The following is a 21807-nucleotide window of genomic DNA, read 5'->3' on the forward strand; positions in this document are numbered from 1 at the left end:
AGGGCGCGTCGCTGTCCGACGTCACCGAGGTGACATGGCCCAGCGGATGGTCCTGGTCAGGAGTCGGCCGGCGGGGCGTACGGCGATGTCCTCGACGACGGGGACGGACGGCAGCCCGAGCATGCCGCGCGCCCACGGCGGCAGCGACGCGACGGCGTTCGCCGCGAGCCCGGCGTAGAACGGCCGTGCGATGAGCGGCAACGGGGGCTGGAGGAGGAGGAAGCGCGCGGTGGCGCGTGCCTCGGGGGTGGCGCGCAGTTCGGGCCGGTAGCCGGCGAGGCGTTCGCTCAGCTCACTCAGGTCACGGGGCGGGTCGGCCACGCCCAGTGCCCGGGCGATCCGCGCGGTGTCGGCCACGTAGGCGTCGCAGCCCGCGGTGTCGAGGGGCGTGGCCCCGTAGCGTTGATGGGCGCGCAGGAAACTGTCCGTCTCGGCGGCGTGCACCCAGCCGAGCAGGTGCGGGTCGGCCGCGTGGTAGGCCGCTCCCTCCGCCGTCGTGCCACGGACCCGTTCGTGGATGGCACGGACGTGGTCGACGGCCCGCTGGGCGTCGACCGCGGTGCCGTACGTCGTCACCGCGAGGAAGGTACTGGTGCGCTGGAGCCGGCCCCACGGATCGCCCCGGAAGCCGGAGTGGGCGGCGACGGCCGCCATGGCGAGCGGGTGCAGGGACTGGAGCAGCAGGGCGCTGATCCCGCCGATGAACATCGAGGCGTCGCCGTGGACCGTGCGGATGGGGCGGTCGGGTGCGAACCACCGGGGTCCGGGCGTGCCGTGGATCCGAGCCCGGTTGCCCGGCCCGTCCGGACCGGCCACCCGCCGGAACAGGGCCCTGCCCAGTTGTTCCCGTACGTCCGTCAGCATCACGGCCTCCCGTCCTGCCCCCCAGTGTCCCGCACGGAGCGACACGGTGCCGACGGGAGGACGGGGACGCCGTGGGCGGCGCCGGCGGAACCGGTCCGTGAGCGACCGGTACCGCCGGCACGAGTGCCGCGCCGGGTGTCAGGGCACCCCCGTGGCCCTGGCACGTCTTTCGGCACTGGCCCGGTGTGGGGGCCGTGGTCAATGGTGCGGGAGCGGGGCGGGGGGTGTCATGCGCGTGGTGTCCACTGTGCTGTGCACGGCGTCCACAGACAGCTGCTGGAGGGCCCGCAGCCGGCTCTCCCGGGGTGTGATGCCGTAGGCGGTGCGGAAGGCACGGGTGAAGTCGCCGGGGCGGGTGTAGCCCCAGCGGGCGGCGATGGCGTGGACGGGAAGGGTGTGCAGACGCGGATCGGTGAGTTCCGCATGGGCTCCGGCCAGGCGCTGGTCGCGTATGTACGCGGCGACCGTCTGCCCCTCCGCCTGGAAGAGGCGGTAGAGGTAGCTGCGGGAGATGTGGTGGGCGGCGGCGATCGAGGCGGGGGTGAGGTCCGGATCGCCCAGGTGCTGCCGGACGAAGGACTTGATGCGCAGGGTCAGAGTGCGCGTGTGCGTCTCGGGCGCCAGGAACTCCTCGGCATCCAGGGCATGGGCGAAGACGGCGGTCACCAGGTCCGTGACGACCGTGGCCAGCCTCGCGGCGTCGGCCGTCCGGTACGAGGAGGTGTCCGACGTCAGTTGGACCAGGAGGCCGGCCAGCAGCGCGCCCATTCCCTCACGACCGGACACCCTGCGCCCCACGACCTGTTCGGCCTGGCCGGCCCGCAGCCCCAGAGCGGTGCGCGGGATCTCCACGCCGATGATGCTGACCGGGTCGTGCCCGGTGGAGATCTCGTACGGCAGCGAGGAGGAGTTGACGTGGAAGTCGTCGATCCGGTAGCCGACCTGCTGCCTTCCCCAACTCGCCGCGCCGGCACCGCGTCGCAGCAGGGACAGGTGCAGCACCTCCGGGTCGGACTGGCGGACGAGCCGGGGCGTGCGGTGGAAGACGAGATGGTCGAAGGTGGCCGGCCACACCGTCACGTCGCCGAGCGCCAGCACCCGTTGGTGCCCCCGGTAGTCGGCGGTGCGCTCGCTGCTCAGATGCATCGGCGCGTGCGTGTTCCCGAGCCGTTGCGTCCATGCCTCGAAACGGTCGCTCGCCGGCAGGTCCTCGGTGCAGAAGGTGGATTCGGGCAACACAGACGGTAGTTAACCACGCGGCCACACCCGCATGACCGGTGCCCGGCGCCGCCGGGCCACTCCGTCGGGAAGGCGGAGAAGAATCCTTTCAGCAGGGGAGTGGGCCGCGTACGGAAGGTCAGGCCGGGCTCAGCGGGTGCGGTGCCGAGGCCGAGCGGGGCGGCCAGGCCTGCGGTGACAGGATGCCGAGCACGTAGGCGCGGGCGACCAGCGCCGGGCGGGTCGCCGCGCCCAGCAGGTCGCGCAGCCGGCTCAGGTGGTAGTCCACCGTCTGCCGGGACAGGTGCAGCACCTTCCCGATGTCCGCGTTGCTGCGCCCGGCGGCCAGCAGGGTGAGGATGCGCACCTGGGCGGCCGTGAGCGGCGGGTGCGCCTCGTGGCGCAGCCCGAGGTGCGTGACGACGGCCCACACGCCCGGCGCCGACCCGGCCGTGCGGCGCACCGTGCTCAGGTGCACCCGGGCCCGGCGCTGCCAGTGCTCCCCGTCGACCAGCACGGCGCAGGTGCGGGCGCTGCGGCGCCGCCCGCCGACGAGGTCGCCCCAGATCCGGTGCAGGGCGGTGCGCTCGGGAGTCTGCGCCAGCAGGGTGTCGACGGGCAGTCCGACGAGATCGGTCGGGCGCAGGCGCAGCAGCTCGGCGACGGTGGAACTGGCCTCGCCCACCAGGCCGTCGGCGGACAGCCGCAGGCAGGGCAGCCCGCTGTGGTCGCGCAGGGCGCGTAAGTCCTCCTCCACGCGGTGCCGTTGGTCCAGTGCGCGGGCGTGGTCGGTGACGTCGACGTAGATGCCCGCCACGCACCGCCGGCCGCCCCAGCGGACCGGGAACCGGTGGCCCGCCGCCTGCCCTGCGGTGCCGTCCGCGCGCCGGTAGGCGAGGGTGTGCCGCACGGAGGCGCCCGCCGAGAGGATCTCCTCGTCCAGCGCCAGGAACCGGGAGACGTCGTCGGGCTCGTCGACCTCGGTGAGATGCCGGCCGATCACCGCGTCCCGGGTCGTGCCGTACAGGTGGGCGTAGGCGTGGTTGGCCCACAGATAGCGGCCCCCGGCGTCCCGTACGAACGCGGCGGCGGGGGCCAGTTCGGCGAACGACGCGTAGGGTCCGGCGCCGTCGGGTCCGCCGCCGATCTCGACGGCCACGCCTCGGTCGCCGCACCGGTTGATGTCGAAGGCCCGGCCCTCGAAGCCCACCCGGTCGAAACCTTCGGCGGGTGCCGGAGTGCTCTCGCGGTCCTCGCGCAGCGCGTGGAGGAAACGGCGGACGGTGTGGTCGTCGGCCAGGGCACCGCCCCCGCTGGCCACCACCTCCTCCCGGGTGCCGTCGACCTCCCACCAGAGCACGGGCAGGGGCGCGAGCAGCGTCTTGAGATCGACCTCGTCCACGGCCCAACTCCTCAAGGATGCAACGACATGACGTGGAGTGACACCCCATGCGTATCCCGTGCGCGCGTCCCGCATGCCGGACACCCCGGGAGCGTCACGGCGGCACGCGGGAGATGCGCCCGATTCAGGCATTTGCCTGAGAGGTTCGTGCTTCCCGTGGCGGGCGCCGGGCATCCGGGCTGCTTCGCTGGAAACGGGCCCCCGGCGGACGTCCGCCGGAACGAGCCCCGAAGTCAGAGGAGTTGAGATCCGTGAGCAAGGTGCTGTACGTGCATGCCAAGGGTGGTCCGCCGGTGGGGCACACCCTGCCCCGGGTGGCCGCGCGGGCCTCCGTGCACCTGCTGGCGCTCAGCGAGCTGCCGCCCGCCGTGGCGGCGGACGCGGACCGGCTGTGCGCCTCGGTCGTCGCCCCCCGGCACGGGCACGGGCCCGACCTCGCGGAGCTGGTCGCCGAACGCGCCCGGGCCGTCGGCGCGGACGCCGTCCTCACCTTCTCCGAGTACGCGGTGGTCGCGGTCGCCGAGGCCTGCCGGCGGCTCGGGCTGCGCGGTGCCGGGCCCGCCGCCGCCCTCGCCCGCGACAAACGCCTGATGCGGACCGCCTGGGCGGGACACGGCATCCCCCAGCCGCGGTTCCGTGCCGTCACCACCGCCGACGAACTGCGGGATGCGGCGGCGGAGTTGTCGTACCCACTGCTGCTGAAGGCCGCCTGGAGCGCCGGTTCGACCGCGCACCAGGTCATCACCGAGCCCGGACGGCTGCTCCAGGCCTGGGCACGCTCGCGCGCGGTGATGGCGGAATCCGCCCGGCTGGGCTTCGCCGAGCTGCATGTCGCGGGTGCGGGCGAGGACTTCATCGTCGAGGAGATCGTCAGCGGCTGTGCCGAGGAGTGGTTCGACGGCGCCGGCTGGGGCGACTACGTCAGTGTCGAGGGCGTGGTCGCCGACGGCGTCTTCCACCCGGTGTGCCTGAGCGGGCGGATACCGACGGTCGCGCCCTTCACCGAACGTGCCGGCATCACCCCGGCCGCGGTCGGTACGGCGGCGCAGCACCGGATCGTGGAGCTGGCCCGGCGCTCGGTGGACGCCCTGGGGCTGGAGAACTGCGGTACGCACACGGAGATCAAGCTGGGCGCGGACGGCCGTATGTGGGTGATCGAGACGGCCGCCCGGTTCGGCGGCGCGATGACGGTGCCGCAGATCGAGGAGGTCTTCGGCCTCGACCTGGCCGGCCTGTTCACCGACCAGTTGCTGGGCCGGGCGCCCGCCTGGCCGGCACGCGCGCTGACACCCGCCGACGCCGAGGGCGCGGCCGGATCCCTGGTGGTGCTCGCCGTGGACGGCGACGGCGCGCCCTGGCGGCGACGCCACCTGTGGGACGCCCCGGCGGTCGTCCGCTCCGCGCCGGTCGGCGCGCGCAGCACCCTGACCGTCGTCGGCGAGAGCTCGCTGCCGGACGGCACCCCGGTACCGGTCTACGACCCGGCGGCCGGCGCCAACACCATGGCGGGGCTGTGCCTGCTCTCCGCCGACCGGCCCGAGACGGTGGTCCGCGACTTCGCCGCCCTGGTGGACGCCCTGCCGCGCATCCTGCCCGCGGCCGGCACCGAGGGGGTGCCGGCATGACGCTCGCACCCGAGACGGCGGGCGTCCCGGACGCCGCCGGCGACCGCACCGTGGTCGGCGCCAACCTGTCGCTGCCGCTGTTCCGCACCCTGTCCGGAGTGCTCGCCGGACACCCCTACCTGAAGGTCGTGGTGGACCGGGCCGAGGACACCTGGCACCTCCTGGACACCCAGGCGCACCCGTTCCACGTCGACTACATCGCCACCCGGGTGCTCGGCATGACCCGGGAGCAACTCGACGCCCGGCTGGACGCGTTCAACGCCTCCGTCTACACCGACCCCGAACGCCGCTTCCTCCTCGGGGTGTTGTCACTGCACGCCGAACGGGAAGCGGACGGCACCGAACGGCCCTTCCTGGTACTGGAGACCACCGAGGCGGACACCATGCACGGCGCCCTGCTGGAGGAGTTCTACCGCACGGTGCGCGGCCGGGTGGACGGCCGCCTCCCGCTGCTGCTGAAGCCCGCCAACCACGGACAGGAGCACGAACTCGCCTCGGTCAACGAGGCCCGCGTGCCGCGCATCCTCAGCCATGAGCTGTTCGGCAACCGCACCCGCACCTGCCTCAACCCCGGCGAGGCCGAGGGACGGCTGCGCCACTTCCGCACCCGGCAGGAGTACGACGCCGCCGCCGCGGACCTCGGCTGGGCGGACATCGTCGCGATGCCGTGCCTGCCCGACGACGTGCCCCGGGTCGCCGGCTTCGTCAACACCGCCCCCATCACACCCCTGTCGCACACCAACGTCCTCGCCTCGGGCTGGGGCATCCCCAACGCGATCGTCCGCGACCTGGACGACCTGGTACGGCAAGGCGACCTGGACGGCGCCTGGGTGCGCTACCGCGTCCGCGAGGACACCGTCACCCTGGAGCGGCTCTCCAACGCCCCCGACCTGCGACAGCCCGCCTGGCACCAGCAGCGCATCCGCATCGGGACACCCCTGCTGGCGGACATACCGGTCCTGGACCTGCACCGGCTGCGCCGCACCGACCGCGACAGCTACGGCACCAAGGCCGCCGGCCTCGGAGAACTGCACCACGTCCTGGACAGCCGCACGGCGGACCTGACGGCGTTCTACGCCCGCCCCCGTCCGCCACGCCCCGACCTGCTCGGCCATCTCGCCGCCCGGCTCGGCGAACCGGGAGCGGCACGGGAGCGGCTCCGGGCGGCGGCGGCCCGGCGCGTGGCCGACACCGTCCGCGCACCCGCCGGGGTGGCGCTGCCGTTCTGGCTGCACCACCTCTTCCTGACCTCCTCGCCCGCCCTCCAACAGGGCATCGGCAAGCTGAAGATGGCCCTGGAGCTGGAGGCCTACGACATGGTCGACCCGCTGTGCCTGAGCCTCCAGCACCTGGTGCGCACCACCGACCTGCCCGGCGAGGTGGCGCGTGCCGTCACCGGCTCGCTGCCCGGCCTGCCCGGCACCCGCCGGCTCGTGGTGCGCTCCTCCTCCAACGCCGAGGACCTGCCGGGCTTCTCCGCCGCCGGGATGTACGACTCGGTCACCACCGTGCACGGCCCCGGCCAACTCCTGGACGCCGTACGGCAGGTGTGGGCCTCCCTGCTGTCCCCGCGCAGCGTGCGGCTGCGGCACCAGGCCGGGATCTCGCTGGACGACACCTACATGGGCGTGATCGTCCAGGAGTACACGCCGGCCGTCCTCGGCGGGGTGCTGGTGACCTGCGACCCGACCAGGCGCGAGGACTTCCGCAACGTGTACCTTAACTGCACGCCCGGTTCCCCCGAGCGGGTGGTCGACGGCACGGTCCTGCCCCAGCAGTACCTCTACAACACCGTGGAGGGCGGCGGCCGTACGGTCGACGTCGGCTCCGAGGGCACCGACCTGCCCGCCGCGACACGCGCGAAACTGGCCGAACTGGCCCTGGTCGGGCGCCTGTTGCAGTCGCACTTCAGCGAGGACGACCCCGACGGCGCCCTCGACATCGAGTGGCTGATGACGGCCGAGGGTGACTTCCACATCGTCCAGATCCGCCCCTACGCCCGATGAGGGGCCGACCGCGCGGACCGCTCACCCGGTCCCCGGGGCCGGCGCCCTCACCCGCCGCCCGGCGCGTCATCCGACTCAACAACGGCTTCCAGCTCCTGTTCAACCTGCTGTGGTGGATGCCCGTCTTCTACGCCTACCAGCGTGACGCCGGCCTCTCCGACGTGCAGATCTTCGGCATCCAGAGCATCTACTACATCGCCTTCTGCCTCTTCGAGATACCGACGGGAGTGATCGCCGACCGTATCGGCACCCGCAACTGCCTGCGCGCGGGCGCCGTGGTGATGACGGCGGCGAACCTGCTCCCGGTGCTGTCACCGTCGTATCCGGGCTTCCTCGCGCACTTCCTCGCCATCGCCGCCGGCCGCTCGCTCACCTCCGGCGCGGCGAGCGCCTACCTGTACGACGGGTTGCACGCCGAGGGCGCCGGCACCCACTACCTGCGGGCCGAGGGCACGGCACGCGCGCTGGGACTGGCCGCCAAGGTGGTCTGCTGGCCGCTGGTCGGACCCCTGATGGCCCTGGCCCCCCAGACCCCCTACGTGCTCAGCGCGGCGAGCGCGGCCGGCTCCCTCGGCTGTGCGCTCGCCCTGCCACGACTCGCCCCCCAGGGGACGTCCGGGCGGCGCCGCGGCACACTGCTGCGCGACACGGGCGCCGCCCTGCGAGCGCTGCGGGCATCACCCTGGCTGGCGCTGCTCATGGCCCAGGGCGTCGCGGTCTTCACGCTGTCCCGGATCTGCCAGGTCAACCTGTTCCAGCCGATCCTGCTGGAGCACGGCATCAAGGAGGGCGCGCACGGGGGTGTGCTCGCGGCGATGACGGTCGCCGAGGCCGTCTCCTCGGCCCGCCCCCAGTGGCTGGGCCGCCGGCTGTCGCCGGCCGCCTGGGTGTCGCTGCTGAGCGTGGCGCTCGCCGCGGCCCTCGCCGCGACCGCCGTCGCCGCCCCCTGGACCGTGGTGGCCCTGCTGTGCGGGTTCGCCGCGCTCACCGGGTTCGTGTATCCGGTCCAGCGCAAGCTGGTCAACGACGCCATCCCGAAGGACGCCCCCCGCGCCACACTCCTGTCGGTGGAGAGCATCGTGGACCGCGGTGTCTGCGCGCTCGCCGCGGTGGCCGCGGGCGCGTACCTGGCGGCGGGCCACCTGGACGCGCTGCTGTGGCAGAGCGCCGCGGCCACCTGCGTCCTGACCCCGGCACTCCTCCTGGGACTGCGCCACACACGCCCGATCGGCACCGCACGCGCCACGCCCGACCCCGCCCGCCCACCGCACGAGCCGGTACCGCTCCCCGTGGACGAAGGCGCGGCACCCCGCTAGGTCCTGTCGTCAAACTCCCGCCGTTCGCCCGGAGGGCGGGCTTCGCGGCGTCAGGTGCGTGCTCTGGGGGTCCCCCCGGCCGGAGGCTGGGGGAGTGCCGGGCCCTGATCCTCGTACTGGACGTACTTGGGTCAGGGCCCGGTGCGGCGAGAGTGCGTGCATGGCGTCGCGGAGCAGGCGGGAGTTTGACGACAGGGCCTAGCGATACGGGAACCCCAGGGACTTTCCCCGATCCGCACGGAGCGCGCTCGGGCGAAGCTGTCGGTCGGCGCGTGGACGCCGGTGACGACCGCCGTCGCCGGCGCCTTGCCGGTACCGAGGCACCAAGAGGAGTGCGCGGCCAGATCAGGAGGGGAGTTCCGGAGTGTGCCTTCCATGCGGGACAGGCGTATCTCGGTCATCCGGACCCTGTTGTCGCGGCACGGTGCCGTGGAACGGCAGCTCATGCCACCGCCTGTCAGAGCTGGGCCGCCGACCCCGTGGGGCGGCGGAGGCGCGGTGGCATGCCGAGGGCCAGCCGGAGCTGCGGGGCGAAGAGGCGGATGACGTCCTGCCGGCTCATGGAGCCGACGGGCTCCAGACGCAGTACGTAGCGTGCCGTGATCAGCCCGGCCATGACGGTCGTGAAGGCGGCGGCGTGCCGGCGGGCGTCGCGTCCGCCGACGAGGTCGGCGAGCCGGTCGACGATCTCTCCCTCCAGGGCCTCCCTGATCAGGGCTCCGAGGGCGTCGTCGCCGACGGCGTTCTTGAACATGCCGACCAGGGCGGCGCCGGACTGCGGCCCCTCCCACGCGGCGAGGACCTGCTGGAGGACCTGTTCGGGGAAGGTGTCCAGGCCGTTGTCGTCGGCCAGCAACCGCGCCAGGACCTCGGCCGGGTTGACGGACAGCGCGAGGGCGGCTCCGAAGAGGCCCTTCTTGGAGCCGAAGTAGTAGCTGAGCAGGGCGAGGTCGACATCCGCCTCCGCCGCGATCGACCGCATGGTCACCGCGCGGTAGCCGTCCTGGACGAAGCGCCGCCGGGCGACGTCCAGGATCACCCGGCGGGTGTCCGGCCTGCCCGGCCTGCGCCCGCGTCTGGGCTCGGTGTCCGTCACCTCCGAGATGCTAATTCATCACCGGTCGCGAATCCCGCGTAATCCGTCGACGTCCGTGACCTGCCTGGGGGCCGGGCAGGCGTCGTCGTAGCAGGAAAGTAGCAGGTCAGCGTCCAGTCGCCGGAGCGCACCCGGCCTGGAGAGCGGCGCTGCCGCCCGGCCCGGTGAATTTCATCGGGCTGGTCGTCGGAGGCCAGGCGTGGCGAGTCTGGTCGCGGTCGCCCGCACTGACAGGTCCGGGCTACGACGAAGGAAGGCACCGCATGCCCTCGCTCACCGCCACCGCGGCCCCGCCGGCGTCACGCCACACCAGGGTCCTGATCGTCACCTGCCTCGCCCTGGGCACCGTGGTCGCGGCCATGGCCTCCCTGAACGTGGCGCTTCCCGACCTCGCGCGGGACACGCACGCCACGCAGACCGACCTGTCCTGGATCGTCGACGCCTACAGCCTGGTGTTCGCCTCGCTGCTGCTGCCGGCCGGCGCCCTCGGTGACCGGTTCGGCCGGCGCCGGGCCCTGCTGGTCGGGCTCACGGTCTTCGGCGCGGGCTCCCTGGCGGCCGTGCTCACCACCAGCCCCACCGCCCTGATCGCCCTGCGCGGCGTCCTCGGTGCCGGCGCCGCGCTGGTCATGCCGGCCACCCTGTCCACGATCACCAGCACCTTCCCGCGCGCCCAGCGAGCGCGCGCGGTGAGCGTGTGGGCGGCCGTCGCCGGTGCCGCGGCGCTGGTCGGCGTCTTCGCCACCGGCGCGCTGCTGGAGCAGTGGTCGTGGCGCTCGGCGTTCTGGCTGAACGTGACCCTGGCCGCCGTCGCCCTCGTGGGCACCCTCGTCTTCGTACCGGAGTCGGCCGAGGCGAACCGGCCCCGGCTGGACGTCACCGGTGCCCTCCTGTCGGTCGCCGGACTGGTCGCCCTGGTCTACTCGGTCATCGAGGCACCGACCCGCGGCTGGGCCGACCCGCTCACCCTGGGCGGTATCGGTCTGGGCCTGCTGGTACTCGCCGGGTACACCCGTTACGAACTGCGCCGCCCGCAACCGCTGCTGGACCCACGGCTGTTCCGCGACCGGCACTTCGCGGCGGGATCACTGTCGATCATGCTCCAGTTCTTCGTCTTCTTCGGCTTCGTCTTCGTGATGATGCAGTACTTGCAGCTGGTGCGCGGCGACAGCGCCCTGGTGGCGGCCGCGTCGATGTTCCCGATGGCCCTCGCCATGGTGCCGGTCTCCCGGCTCACCCCGCGCCTGGTGGCCCGGTTCGGCTTCCGCGCGCCCTGGACGCTTGGCCTGCTGGCCGTGGCGGCGGCCATGGGCGTGCTCTCCCGGGCCGACGCGGACAGCTCCTACTGGCTGATCGCCGCCGGCCTGGTCCCGCTGGGTGCCGGCATGGGTCTGGCCATGACCCCGGCCACCACGGCCATCACGGACGCGCTGCCGCGCTCCCTGCAGAGCGTCGGGTCGGCGATGAACGACCTCGCCCGGGAACTCGGCGGAGCCCTGGGCATCGCCGTCCTCGGCAGCCTGCTGAGCGCCTGGTACCGGGACCACCTCCACCCCGCCGGTGTGCCGGACCAGGTCGCCGAGGCCGCCCGGTCCTCGCCGGCCGCCGCGCACGCCGTCGGCGGCCCGGTCGCCGAGCAGGCGCGCGGCGCGTTCGTCGACGGCATGCACGTCGCCCTCCTCGGTGGCGGGGTGGCCGCTGCCCTGGCCGCCGTCGCCGTGGCCGTACTCCTGGCGCCCGCCCGTCGGGCGACACCCCCGCAGGACGCTCCTCGCGAAGGGGCCCGCCCGGCGGTCGGCAGCAGCCGCTGACCGCCCCCGCGCCGCCCGCCCCGGGGGGTACACCCGCGTGGCAACAGCCGTGGCCACGCGGGTGTACCGGATACACAGTCGGGCGCCCGCGTGTTCGACGCGGTCAAGGAACTCGCCGAGGCGGAGGGCGCCTGTGCCGCCGCCCTGCCGCGGTACTCGGCCGTACACCTCCTGAAGCCGCCCGGCCGGCGCCACCTCGTGCACGCGACCCCGACCGGCAGCTCCCGGCCTCCCTCGTGCGGGGACACTGCCGGAATTCGCCTGATCCCCGCCTGCCGGCCCCGCTACTGTGCGCAGACGTCCCTCTGTGCGCGGACGATTACCGCGCGCAGACGTCACGCCGCCACTGGCAGAGGAGGAAGGTCCGTGTCATCGCCCTGCGGTCCCGAACACGCCCCCGTCGGCGATGTGGGAGCGGCACTCCTGATGGTCGACTCCCGGCTCCAGGCCATCCGGGCCGGCAGTACCGGCAACGACCCCGAACAGCAGCTCCTGCTGGACCAGTTCATCTCGTCGCTGGGACCCGAGGGGGTCGACGACGTGCTGAACGGCACCTGCACGATCATCTACATGTTCATGCAGTGGCTCCGGATGGTCCACGACGATCAGGGCAAGGACGTCATCGAGTACGTGGTGCCCACCCTCGTCGCCTCGCTGCGCATGATGCCCAAGAGCATCCCTCCCGAGACCATCCCCACCATGGCGGGCCTCGCCATCGCCGGGGGCACCGGCCTGAGCCCCAGCCTGTGGCGCGAACAGTACGGGAGCTGGACCTACGACGAGATGAACCCCCTGGAGGCCACCGCCTTCCTGCTGGCGGAACACATCAACCGCGTCACCAGCGACCCGGACTTCGCCACGCGCCTGATCAGCAGCGCGCTGGCGGAGACGGACGAGGACTGAGGCCGACGGCCGCTGTCTGAGCAGGGCGGCCGCCCAAGGGGGAGCCGTCTAAGCCGTCTAAAGGGCAGTCGTCGCCGGGGCGGTGAAGAAGGACAGCATCGCCGAGGTCAGCGCGGCGGGCGTCTCCTCGGGCACGTAGTGTCCGCATCCCTCGACCACGAGCTCGGTCACGTCCGTCGCGACGCGCTCTACGTCCCGGGCGACACCGGCGCCCCGTGAGGCGGCGCCCCCGACGGCGAGCACGGGCATGGGCAGGGGTGTGCGGGCCCGCTCCGCGTTCTGGCTGATCGTCATGTCCAGGGCGCGGTAGTACTGGAAGCTGGCGCGCAGGGCGCCGGGCCGGCGAAGCGCGTCGACGTACACGTTAACGACGTCGGCCGGCATCGCGGTGGGCGTGGCGCCCTTCACGGCGAACTGGTCCCCGAAGTAGACGTCCTCGCGCCCCTCGACCAGCTTCTCGTTGACGGCGGACAGCCGGTTGAACATGAAGTGCCAGGTGGCCGCGACCGGGCGGTTGGCGGCCGGGAGGGCGCTGGGATCGTCGGAGATCCCCGGCAGGGCGGCCTCCGCCAGCACGAGTCGCGTGACCCGGCCGGGATGGTCGGCGGCGAGGGCGTAGGCCAGCATCATGCCGACGTCGTGGCCCGCCAGCAGGAAACGCTCGTGCCCCAACGTCGTCATGAGGCGGGCGAGATCCCGCGCCGCGGTGACGCTGTCGTAGCCCGTCTCCGGCAGGTCGGACCGTCCGACCCCGCGCGGGTCCACGACGGTCAGCGAGAAGTGCGCCGCCAGCTCCGGCATCACCTTGCGCCACTGCCACCAGAACTGCGGCCAGCCGCCCACCAGGAGCAGGGCCGGCCCCGAGCCGCCCGTGACGGCGTGCAGCGTGACGTCGCCGAGGTCGTAACGGTGGCTCCGGAACCGTTCACCGAAGCCGGCCGGCAGGTCGGGCACCGACGTGACCGTGCCGAATCCGCTCACCGGCACTGCTGGGTCGAGGGTCATCACTCACTCCTGTCCGAGGAACCGCCTTAGCTGGTTCATGAACGTAGCAGGGCCTACGGTGAACCGGCTAGTCTGGTTCTGCGGTCGAGCGTGTCGGCCGAGGAGGAGGTGCGCGGTGACGGACGGCGGCACGCACACGGGCGTCGAATCGCAGCCCCTGTGCCTTCGCTTCACGAAGACGTTGAGGAGCCGCTCCCTTCCGACGCCGAAGGAGTACCTGTGCCACCCCTCGGACCTCGCGGAGTGGCTGGTCACGGCCGGTCTGGGCCCGGAAGCGCCGGCGGTGGACGAGGAACTGCTGCGCGAGGCGCGGGAACTGCGGGAGTCGATCTACCGCGCGGCCCGGTCCGTCGCGAACGGGGAGCGACCCGCCGAGGCGGACCGCGCCCTCGTGAACGCGTGGTCCCGCCGCGGCGACGCGTACCGGGTGCTCGACGACGCGGGTGCCGGCTGGTGTTTCCCGGGCGCCTCGCCCGCCCGGTCCGCGCTGGCGGTCCTCGCCGGTGATGCCGTCGACACCCTCGGCGGCGTCAGGACCGGCACCGTCAAGGTCTGCGCCGGGACCGGCTGTGTCGCGGTGTTCCTCGACACCAGCCGTGGCCGCACGCGCCGCTGGTGCTCGATGGGAACCTGCGGCAACCGCGCCAAGAAGGACGCCATGCGCACCCGGCACGAACGGTGACTGTCACACCGCCCTGCCATGCTGTGCCCCATGACAGCAACCGAGAGTTCGCCGCCCGCTGCGACCGCCCAAGAGGCCGGTATGGACGCCCTGTTGTGGCGCTGGGCGGACCACGTCGACCGGCACGGCGGGCCGCGGCCGGAATGGTTCGCACGCGTGGGAGAACTGGAGCTGGCGGAGCAGGTCACGTGGTACGGAATGGCGGCCGTCGGCCGCTGGGTGCACGACGACCTGCCGCCCGGCCTCCGCAAGGCCCCGGTGTACGCGGGTTTCCACTGGCACCGGGCCGGCGACGGACCGGCGGTGGCCCGGGTCGGCGTGGTCGTCCTGCCCCTGGCGGACCCGGAGCGGATCGTCGCGGCCGACTGGGACGACGGGTACGGCGGCTATGAACCGGCGCCGCTGGACGGATACGCCGTACTGTGCGGCGAACCGTTCGACCCGGTGAACATCCCCGGACGGGACGCCGAGGCCGATGTCCGCGAGGCCGGACGGATCATCGCGGAGGGGGACGCGGAGGGCCGCCGGGCCAACTTCGCCGAGATCGTCACCGACCCGGACCGGGCCGGCAACGCCTTCTTCTTCCCCGTCACGGGAGAGGAACGGGACGGCTACGAAGCTCTGGAGGAGGACGGGACGATCGTCTGTCTCGCCTTCACCGCGTACGACTTCGCGTGAGACCCACGCGCCTTGTCGCGCGGACAGCTCGGTGAGGGCGCGGATCTCGTGACTCCTCCTTCAGATGCCGGACGGCCCGGCGGTCTCCTTCTCGGGAGTGCCGGGCCGGGCCGTTCGCCGCGGCGGGATCAGTGGCCGCCGGCTCCCTCGGGGCGGGCGTGGCGCGGGAGGAGGAACGCGAGGAGGAACGTCAGGGCGAGCATGCCGTCCACGATCCACAGCACGGTCTTCATGACCGAGCCGAAGCCGCCCTCGAAGGCCGACGACGCGGTGGACCGCAGGGCGCCGGATATCCGGACGCCGGCCTCGGGCGAGGTCACGGCCGAGCGGGTGTCCTTCTCCAGGCGCGCACAGGACGCCGGGGTCGCCTCCGAGTCCTTGGCCACGGCACGGTCGGAGGCGCAGGTGCGCAGGTCCGCCACGAGGCGGTCCTGAGTCGTACGCGGGACGTGCGCCGCGGCCAGCCGGCCCCGCAGGTCGTCCGCGCGGTGGTCGACCGCGGTGGCGATGCCGCCGCCCAGCAGGCCGAAGAAGACGGTGCCGAGGAGGGCCACGCCGAAGGCGCCGCCGAGCTGCTGCATCGCGGTCATCGTGCCGGACGCGGAGCCCGTCTCGTGCTGCTCGACACTGGCGAGCACGATGTCGAAGAACGGCGCCATGAGCAGGCCCATCCCGACGCCGGTGACGAGCAGGGACGGCAGCAGTTGCCACGGGCCGACGCCCGAACCGACCCTGTCGAGGGTCAGCCACACGCCGAACACACCGAGCGCCATGACCAGCGCGCCCGCCTGGAGCACGGCCCGGCCGAACCGGGTCACCGCCTGGGCGAGGCCGAAGCCGACGATCATGCCGCCGGACCAGGGGACCATCACCAGGCCGGCCTTCAGGGGCGAGTAGCCGAGGCCTATCTGGGTGTAGAGGTTGAAGACCAGCATGAAGCCCTGCATGGTCGAGAAGAAGACCAGGCCCAGCGCCATGCCGCCGCTGAAGCCGCGCTTGCGGAACAGGCTCGGGACGACCAGCGGGTCCCGGCCGGCCCTGCTGCGGCGCGACTCGTAGACGGCGAAGGCGACGAAGACGACGACCGAGGCGGCCATCATCGCGAACGTCCACCCGGGCCAGTCGTACTCCCGGCCCTGGACCAGCGGGAAGATGATCAGCAGAGCGGCCACCGAGACCAGCAGCATGCCGGGGATGTCGAGGCGCGGCCGGTCGGCGGACCGTCCCCTCGGCAGATAGCGCAGGGCGCCGAGGATGGCCGCGGCGCCCAGCGGCAGGTTGATCAGGAAGATCATCCGCCAGCCCGTGCCGAAGTAGTCGGCGTCGACCAGCCAGCCGGCCAGGATCGGCCCGCACACCGCCGACAGCCCCATGACCGGGCCGAACATGCCGAAGGCCTTCTGCGACTCCTTCGGCGGGAACATCTCCTTGATCATGCCGAGGCCCTGCGGCAGCATCACCGCGCCGAACAGACCTTGGACGACGCGTGCGCCGATCAGCGTCTCGGGCGACGTGGAGACCGCGCACAGCAGCGAGCCCGCGGTGAAGCCGGCCGCGCCCACCAGGAACATCCTGCGACGGCCGTAGATGTCCCCGAGCCGGCCGCCGGTGACGAGTCCGATGGCCATGGAGAGGGTGTACGCGGCGGCGAGCCACTGCAGGGTCGAGGCACCGCCGCCGAGGTCGGCCCGCATGGACGGACCGGCGACGTTCGTGACCACGGCGTCGAGGAGATCCATCACCTCGGCCGCGAGGATCACGAAGAGCGCGGCCCAGCGCCACCGGTACGGCGCCGGGGGATCGGTGGTCGCCTCGACGGACGCGACACCGGTGGTGGAGGACATCGGAACTCCTCGGAGAAGGGTGGTGGGAGTGACTGATGAACAGTGTTCACCGTAGCAGAACAGTGCTCGGCAACAGAACGGTGTTCATCAAGATATAGCGCATCCTCGCTCTCGACACAAGATATATCGCGTCTTGCCCGTGGAGGATGATCAACGGTGGCCGAACACCGCTCACCAGCGGAGAACGCTGTTCATCCGATGCCTAGACTGTTCCCATGGCCGCCGACGACACCACCGCACCCGTCCCGCCGTCCCCCTGGGAGCGGGAGCGGCCCGCACGCGACCGCGTCTCAACCGCCCGCGCCCCCCTGACCCGGGAACGCGTCGTCGAGGCGGCCTTCACCGTGCTCGACCGGCAGGGGCTCGACGGGCTGTCGATGCGTCAGGTGGCGGGCGAACTCGGGGTCACGGTCTCCGCCCTCTACGCCCACGTCAGTTCCAAGGACGACCTGCTGGAGCTGATGTACACCAGGCTCTTCGACGACTTCGCGATCCCGGAACCCGACCGGGAACGCTGGGAGGAGCAGCTGCGGGACTTCGCCCGCTCCGTACGGCGGCGTCTGCTGTCCCACCGGGACATGGCCAGGATCTCCATGGGGCATGTCCCCTTCACCGCCGAACTGCTCCCGCACGTCGAGTCGTTGCTCGCCCTGTTCCGCGCCGCCGGGTTGCCCGACCGCATCGCGGCGGAGGCCGGCGACCTCATCTCCACCTACGTCGACGGGTTCGTGCTGGAAGAGGGCATATGGCAGGACCGGGCCGCCCGGCAGGCCGGTGACGACGACCCCTCCCTCTCCCGTCCCGACTGGCGCGAGATGGCCGGCGAGATGCAGGACTACTTCGCCGCCCTGCCCGCGGCGGACTTCCCCCATCTGCGCGCCCTGTCCGGGCTGATGGTGATGGACTCCTCCGACGACAGGTTCGACATCGGCCTGGAGATCATCCTGCGGGGCCTGGCGAGCTATCTGCCCGACCAGGGGGCCGGGGCGCCGGACGCCTGAGCCGACACCGAGAGCCGCCGGCCCTCCCGGCCGGCGGGAGGGAGCGGGGCGGGACGCGGACGGGAACGTGAGGTCCCAGGGTGCTGGAGTAGTTCTCTGCAGGAGGAGTCTCCAATGAAGCATCCCCCGGACCGGATCGACGTCGCCGCGGGGCTACGCCGCATCCTTCAGGACCTGTCCGCGGTGGAGCGGTGGGCCGAGGGTGACCGGGCCGCGCCACCACTGCCGTACGCGGACGAAGAGCCGTGGGACGGGCCCGAGTTCAGCGTCGAGACGGTGAGCGACAGCGGCATGCACACCGTCGTGGACATCACCCCGCGCCGCCGGCCCGGCTCGGTGCGGCACGGCCGGGACCGGCCGAGCGACGACGAAGGCGCGGCACTGCGCTCCACCGTGCGGGCACTGCTCGATCTGGCGGACGTCGGTTCCGGGCGCGCCTGGACCACCGTGGTGCTGACGGACCGGGGGCCGCGCGTGGTCAGTTGTCGGCTCGGCGCCGGCGAGACGGTCTTCGCTCGGGAACCGGTGCCGGGGCGGGACTGAGGGCAAGTTCCGCACCGGGTGTGAGGCGGGCGTGGGCGGTCCGGCGAACCTCTGATACCCGCTCCCACCTGCGGATACCGCCTGCCTTCCCGGCTCCGCGCGGGAGGCGGTATCGGGGTGGGAACGGTCCGGGAACGGGCCCCGGGAGAGTTCGTGGTGTCGGGAAGAGGAACCGGGAAAAACCGGGGATACCACACAAAGGGGATACGCCATGGGGCGCAAGTCGGCCGGTCTCGTCGGAATCGTCACCGCTGTCCTCGCCCTCGGCCTGGGAGCCACGATCGAGACGGGACACCCGCAGGGCCACTCGGCCGGTGTGCGGGTCGTCGCCGACGACCGCGGCCCGACCGTGATCGCTACCGGTTCCGCCGCTGCCACGCCTGCCGACGACCGGGGCCCCACGCTGATCGGTACCGGTTCCCCGACCGTCACGCCTGCCGACGACCGGGGCCCGACCGTGATCCGTACCGGTTCCGCCACCGCCACGCCCGCCGATGACCGCGGCCCCACCGTGATCGGTACCGGTTCCCCGACCGCAACGCCCGCCGACGACCGCGGCCCGACCAGCATCGCCGTCTGAGACCGCCGGCAGCGACCACGCCCACGACCACGACCGCGCCCCGCACCAACCGGTCCTCCAGGACCCGGTGCGGGGCGCGGTCGTGCCGGCGAGCGGAGGGAACGGGTTCAGCGGCGCCGGTCCGCCGGCACCCCCATCGCGGTGAACAGCTCCTCCGCGGACCGCTCGTGCCGGGCCGCCTCCTCGGTGCGGCCGAGCGCCGCCTGCGCCCGGGAGATGCCGGAGTGCGCGTAGGCCATCTCGATCCGGAAGTCCAGCGAGCCCGCCAGCTCGTGCGCCCGCTCGTGCAGGGCCAGGGCGGCCGTGGCGTCACCCCGGCGGCACAGATAGCGGCCGACCGTGTTCTCCACCTTGGCGCGGCGCAGCGGAGAAACGTTTGAGCCGACGGTGCCCAGTGCGCGGTCCCCGTACTCGACGGCCTGCTCGGTACGGCCCAGCCGATGGCAGACCTCCGCCGACAGGGCGAGGGCCAGCGCCACCTGGCCGGGGTCGCGGTTCTCCTCGCACAGGGCGCGCGCCTGCTTCAGACTCACCTCGGCCGCCTCGTCGTCCCCGAGACAGGCCTGCGCGAACGCCAGGTCGGTGAGCGCGACCACCTTGTTCTCGTGCTGGCCGAGTTCGTCGCACAACGTGATCGCCCGCCGGGCCGCCGCCGCGGCCTCCTCGTGCCGGCCCCACTGCTCGTACAGCGTGCTGAGCAGGGTGAGGCTCTCCGCCTCCGCACGGCTCGCGCCCAGCTCCCGCTCGTGGCTGATCGACTTCTCCAGGTGGGACAGCGCCTGCGGGAAGTGCCCGAGCAGACTGTTGAGCTGCCCCAGCGTGCTCTCGCTGTGGGCCAGGGTCTGGAGGTCGCCGAGCTGCTCGGCGACGTCCCGGCCCTCGGTGGCGATCTCCACGGCCTCGGTGAACCGCCCGAGCTTCCAGCAGGCGACGCCCAGGTTGGACAGGCTGACCCCGAGAAGCGGCAGCTCGCCCAGCCGTCTCGCGGCGGACACCGCCTCCAGGCCCATGGAGCGGAACTCCTCCAACTGGCCCCGGGCACTGAGCTGGAAGGCCAGGTTGCGGGTCAGCAGCACGGTGTGCCGGTCGCACCCGAGCCGCCGCGCCACGCCCACCATGCCCAGCAACGCGCCCTGTTCGCGCGCGAACCAGTGCTCCGCCTGTCCGCGCCCCGCGAACCGCGGTGCCGGCACCGGCACTTCGTCGCCGCCGGTGGGAATCCGGCGGCGGCCCGGGAACATCACCTGGCACGCCGACTCCGTCGCCGTCAGGTAGTAGTCGAGGAGCCGGTGCACCGACGCGTCGTCGTCCCCCTCCGTCGCCTCGGACCGCAGACTGTGCGCGAAGCTGCGCACCAGGTCGTGGAAGGTGTAGAGGCCGATCTCCGGCTGCTGCAGCAGATGCACGTCCAGCAGTGTTTCGAGGATGTCCTCGGCGTCGCGCGCGTCCGTGCCCAGCAGCGCGGCGGCGGCGAGCACGTCGATGTCACCGCGCGGATGCAGTGCCAGGACGCGGAACGCGGCCCGGCACTCCTGGTCCAGGGCCTGGTACGACAGGCGCAGGGTGGCGGCGACACTGCGCTGCCCCGAACTCAGCTCGTCCAGCCGGCGCGCCTCGTCCCGCAGCCGGTCCGCCAGGTAACGCAGGGTCCAGCGGGGGCGGTTGCGCAGCCGGGCCGTGGCGATGCGCAGCGCCAGCGGCAGATGACCGCACAGCCGGGCCAGCTCGGCGGCGGCCTCCGGCTCGGCCGCGTACCGCTGCTCGCCCAGGGTCTCCGCGACCAGCTGGGCGCACTCCTGCGGCGACATCACGTCGACCGAGATCCACTGCGCGGAGTCCAGGTCCACCAGCCGGGCCCGGCTGGTGACCAGCACCAGGCATCCCGGCGCGGTCGGCATCAACGGCCGTACACCGTCCGCGTCGGCGGCGTTGTCCAGCAGGAGAAGCAGCCGCCGGCCCGTGATCGTCGCCCGCCACAGCGCCGTACGGCCCGCGAGGTCCTCCGGGATGCGCTCGCCCGGCACCCCCAGCGCGCGCAGCAGGCTGTCCAGCGCCCCGCCCGGTGTGACCGGCTCCTCACCGGGCGTGTAGCCGCGCAGGTCGATGTAGAGCTGGCCGTCGGGGAAGCCGGACGCGAGACTGTGCGCCGCGTGCACGGCGAGCGAAGTCTTGCCGCTGCCGCCCATGCCGTCCAGGGCCACGATCCGCGAGTGGCGCGCGTGGTCGCGCCCCGCGCAGTCCAGCAGCTCGGCCAGTTCCCGCTCCCGGCCGGTGAAGTCCGCCAGGTCGTACGGCAGGGTGCAGGGGGCGTCCGCCGGCGCGCTCGGCACCGGGGCGGGCGGGGCCACCGGCGCCGGCGGGGGAGCGGGCGCGGCCAGCTCCGGGCTCTCGCGCAGGATCCCCTCGTACACCCTGGTCAGACCGGGGCCGGGGTCCACGCCCAGTTCCTCCACGAGCAGTTCGCGGACCCGGCCGTACTCCTCCAGGGCCTCCGCCTGCCGGCCCGCGCGGTACAGCGCCAGCATCAACTGGGCGCGCAGCGTCTCGCGGAGCGGATGGCTCTGTACGAAGTCCCGTAGGTCCACGACGAGTTCGCCGCTCTCGCCGAAGCCGAGCCGCAGCTCGAAAAGATACTCGGCGGCGGCGAGCCGGCGCTCCTCGAACGCGGTGGCCGCCGCCTCGATCACGGGCCCGCCGGCCCCGGACAGGATCGGGCCGCGCCACAGCCCGAGCGCCCGGCGCAGCGCCTCGACCGCCTCGCGCGGCCGGCCCTGCCCCGCCGCGTCCCTGGCCGCCGCCACCAGCAGCCCGAACTCGGTCAGGTCGAGCTGCTCCTGACCGAGCACCACGCGGTAACCGGGGCCGTCGGTGACGATGACCGCACCGCCGTCCGGGATGCGCCGCCGCAGGTCGGCCACGGCCTTGCGCACCTGGTGCGAGGCCGTGGCGGGCGGGTTCTCCGCCCACGCGGACTCCACGAGCCGGCCGATGGGCAGCACCCGGCCGGTCTCCAGCAGCAGGGTGCCCAGCACCCGTTCCTGGATGAGTCCGCCCAGCCGGAGCCGGGAGCCGTCCGCCCAGCCCTCCAGCGGGCCGAGCACGTTGAAGCGCAGTGAACCCGCCTCGGCATCGCTCATGCCGGTGAGCCTCCCCCAGGTCCCGAATCCCCGCCGCGCCCGGATCATAGCCCGTTCCCTGGCCCTCGGTAACGAGTCGGTACGCGTTCGGTAAGC

17 protein-coding genes are annotated in these 21807 nt (G+C 73.0%); 10 read left to right on the top strand and 7 right to left on the bottom strand.

The genetic code is table 11. The annotated features are described in order from the left end of the window. Positions 1-21 precede the first annotated feature (21 nt). From NX794_RS19645 to NX794_RS19655, 3 genes are all read right to left on the bottom strand, one after another. Entirely contained in the window at positions 22-864 is an 843-nt protein-coding gene (locus NX794_RS19645) for an oxygenase MpaB family protein (protein WP_258779887.1), read from the bottom strand. Between the two features lie 198 nt (positions 865-1062). Next, positions 1063-2103, bottom strand: coding sequence for an AraC family transcriptional regulator (locus NX794_RS19650; protein ID WP_258779888.1), 1041 nt, complete (start codon positions 2101-2103; stop codon positions 1063-1065). 118 nt (positions 2104-2221) lie between these two features. After that, a complete protein-coding gene (locus NX794_RS19655; RefSeq protein ID WP_258779889.1) occupies positions 2222-3484 on the bottom strand; it encodes a PAS and helix-turn-helix domain-containing protein in 1263 nt (420 codons plus the stop codon). A 251-nt stretch (positions 3485-3735) separates the two neighbouring features. Here NX794_RS19655 and NX794_RS19660 point away from each other — a divergent pair, with 251 nt between their 5' ends. Genes NX794_RS19660 through NX794_RS19670 form a run of 3 tightly spaced genes read left to right on the top strand, consistent with a single transcriptional unit; the run spans position 3736 to position 8431 of the window. Beyond that, positions 3736-5109 (top strand): ATP-grasp domain-containing protein, encoded by a 1374-nt coding sequence (locus tag NX794_RS19660; protein ID WP_258779890.1) that lies wholly within the window; start codon positions 3736-3738, stop codon positions 5107-5109. Further along, positions 5106-7115, top strand: a complete 2010-nt coding sequence (locus tag NX794_RS19665; protein ID WP_258779891.1) for a PEP/pyruvate-binding domain-containing protein — start codon at positions 5106-5108, stop codon at positions 7113-7115. Before NX794_RS19660 ends, NX794_RS19665 begins: the two co-directional genes overlap by 4 nt. Further along, a complete protein-coding gene (locus tag NX794_RS19670) occupies positions 7112-8431 on the top strand; it encodes an MFS transporter (RefSeq protein WP_258779892.1) in 1320 nt (439 codons plus the stop codon). The genes NX794_RS19665 and NX794_RS19670 overlap by 4 nt, the downstream gene beginning before the upstream one ends. Positions 8432-8888: 457 nt before the next feature. On the opposite strand, the gene NX794_RS19675 is transcribed toward NX794_RS19670, so the two are convergent. Next, a complete protein-coding gene (locus NX794_RS19675; RefSeq protein WP_258779893.1) occupies positions 8889-9527 on the bottom strand; it encodes a TetR/AcrR family transcriptional regulator in 639 nt (212 codons plus the stop codon). Between the two features lie 263 nt (positions 9528-9790). On the opposite strand from NX794_RS19675, the gene NX794_RS19680 reads away from it, so the two are divergent. After that, complete coding sequence (locus tag NX794_RS19680) at positions 9791-11338, top strand: MFS transporter (RefSeq protein WP_258779894.1); 1548 nt, start codon at positions 9791-9793, stop codon at positions 11336-11338. 366 nt (positions 11339-11704) lie between these two features. After that, positions 11705-12241, top strand: coding sequence for a hypothetical protein (locus tag NX794_RS19685; protein ID WP_258779895.1), 537 nt, complete (start codon positions 11705-11707; stop codon positions 12239-12241). A gap of 57 nt (positions 12242-12298) precedes the next feature. Here the strand turns inward: NX794_RS19685 and NX794_RS19690 are convergent, their stop codons facing one another. Continuing rightward, positions 12299-13246, bottom strand: a complete 948-nt coding sequence (locus tag NX794_RS19690; protein ID WP_258779896.1) for an alpha/beta fold hydrolase — start codon at positions 13244-13246, stop codon at positions 12299-12301. Positions 13247-13361: 115 nt separating this feature from the next. Between NX794_RS19690 and NX794_RS19695 the strand changes: the two genes are divergently transcribed. Both NX794_RS19695 and NX794_RS19700 read left to right on the top strand, forming a co-directional pair. Beyond that, positions 13362-13928 (top strand): CGNR zinc finger domain-containing protein, encoded by a 567-nt coding sequence (locus tag NX794_RS19695; RefSeq protein ID WP_258779897.1) that lies wholly within the window; start codon positions 13362-13364, stop codon positions 13926-13928. A gap of 30 nt (positions 13929-13958) precedes the next feature. Next, positions 13959-14606 (top strand): hypothetical protein, encoded by a 648-nt coding sequence (locus NX794_RS19700; protein WP_258779898.1) that lies wholly within the window; start codon positions 13959-13961, stop codon positions 14604-14606. A 128-nt stretch (positions 14607-14734) separates the two neighbouring features. Here the strand turns inward: NX794_RS19700 and NX794_RS19705 are convergent, their stop codons facing one another. Beyond that, positions 14735-16450, bottom strand: a complete 1716-nt coding sequence (locus tag NX794_RS19705; RefSeq protein WP_258779899.1) for an MFS transporter — start codon at positions 16448-16450, stop codon at positions 14735-14737. Positions 16451-16665: 215 nt separating this feature from the next. Here NX794_RS19705 and NX794_RS19710 point away from each other — a divergent pair, with 215 nt between their 5' ends. The 3 genes from NX794_RS19710 to NX794_RS19720 all read left to right on the top strand — a co-directional run bounded on the left by NX794_RS19710 (position 16666) and on the right by NX794_RS19720 (position 18574). Further along, a complete protein-coding gene (locus NX794_RS19710) occupies positions 16666-17451 on the top strand; it encodes a TetR/AcrR family transcriptional regulator (protein WP_258779900.1) in 786 nt (261 codons plus the stop codon). 114 nt (positions 17452-17565) lie between these two features. Then, a complete protein-coding gene (locus NX794_RS19715; RefSeq protein WP_258779901.1) occupies positions 17566-17994 on the top strand; it encodes a hypothetical protein in 429 nt (142 codons plus the stop codon). A gap of 211 nt (positions 17995-18205) precedes the next feature. Beyond that, positions 18206-18574, top strand: coding sequence for a hypothetical protein (locus tag NX794_RS19720; protein ID WP_258779902.1), 369 nt, complete (start codon positions 18206-18208; stop codon positions 18572-18574). A gap of 107 nt (positions 18575-18681) precedes the next feature. Here NX794_RS19720 and NX794_RS19725 read toward each other — a convergent pair whose 3' ends face one another. Continuing rightward, positions 18682-21711: an AfsR/SARP family transcriptional regulator gene (locus tag NX794_RS19725; RefSeq protein WP_258779903.1), complete on the bottom strand. Its 3030-nt coding sequence runs from the start codon at positions 21709-21711 to the stop codon at positions 18682-18684. Positions 21712-21807: the final 96 nt, after the last annotated feature.

The sequence above is a fragment of the Streptomyces pyxinicus genome (assembly GCF_024753135.1).
Taxonomy (GTDB): domain Bacteria; phylum Actinomycetota; class Actinomycetes; order Streptomycetales; family Streptomycetaceae; genus Streptomyces; species Streptomyces pyxinicus.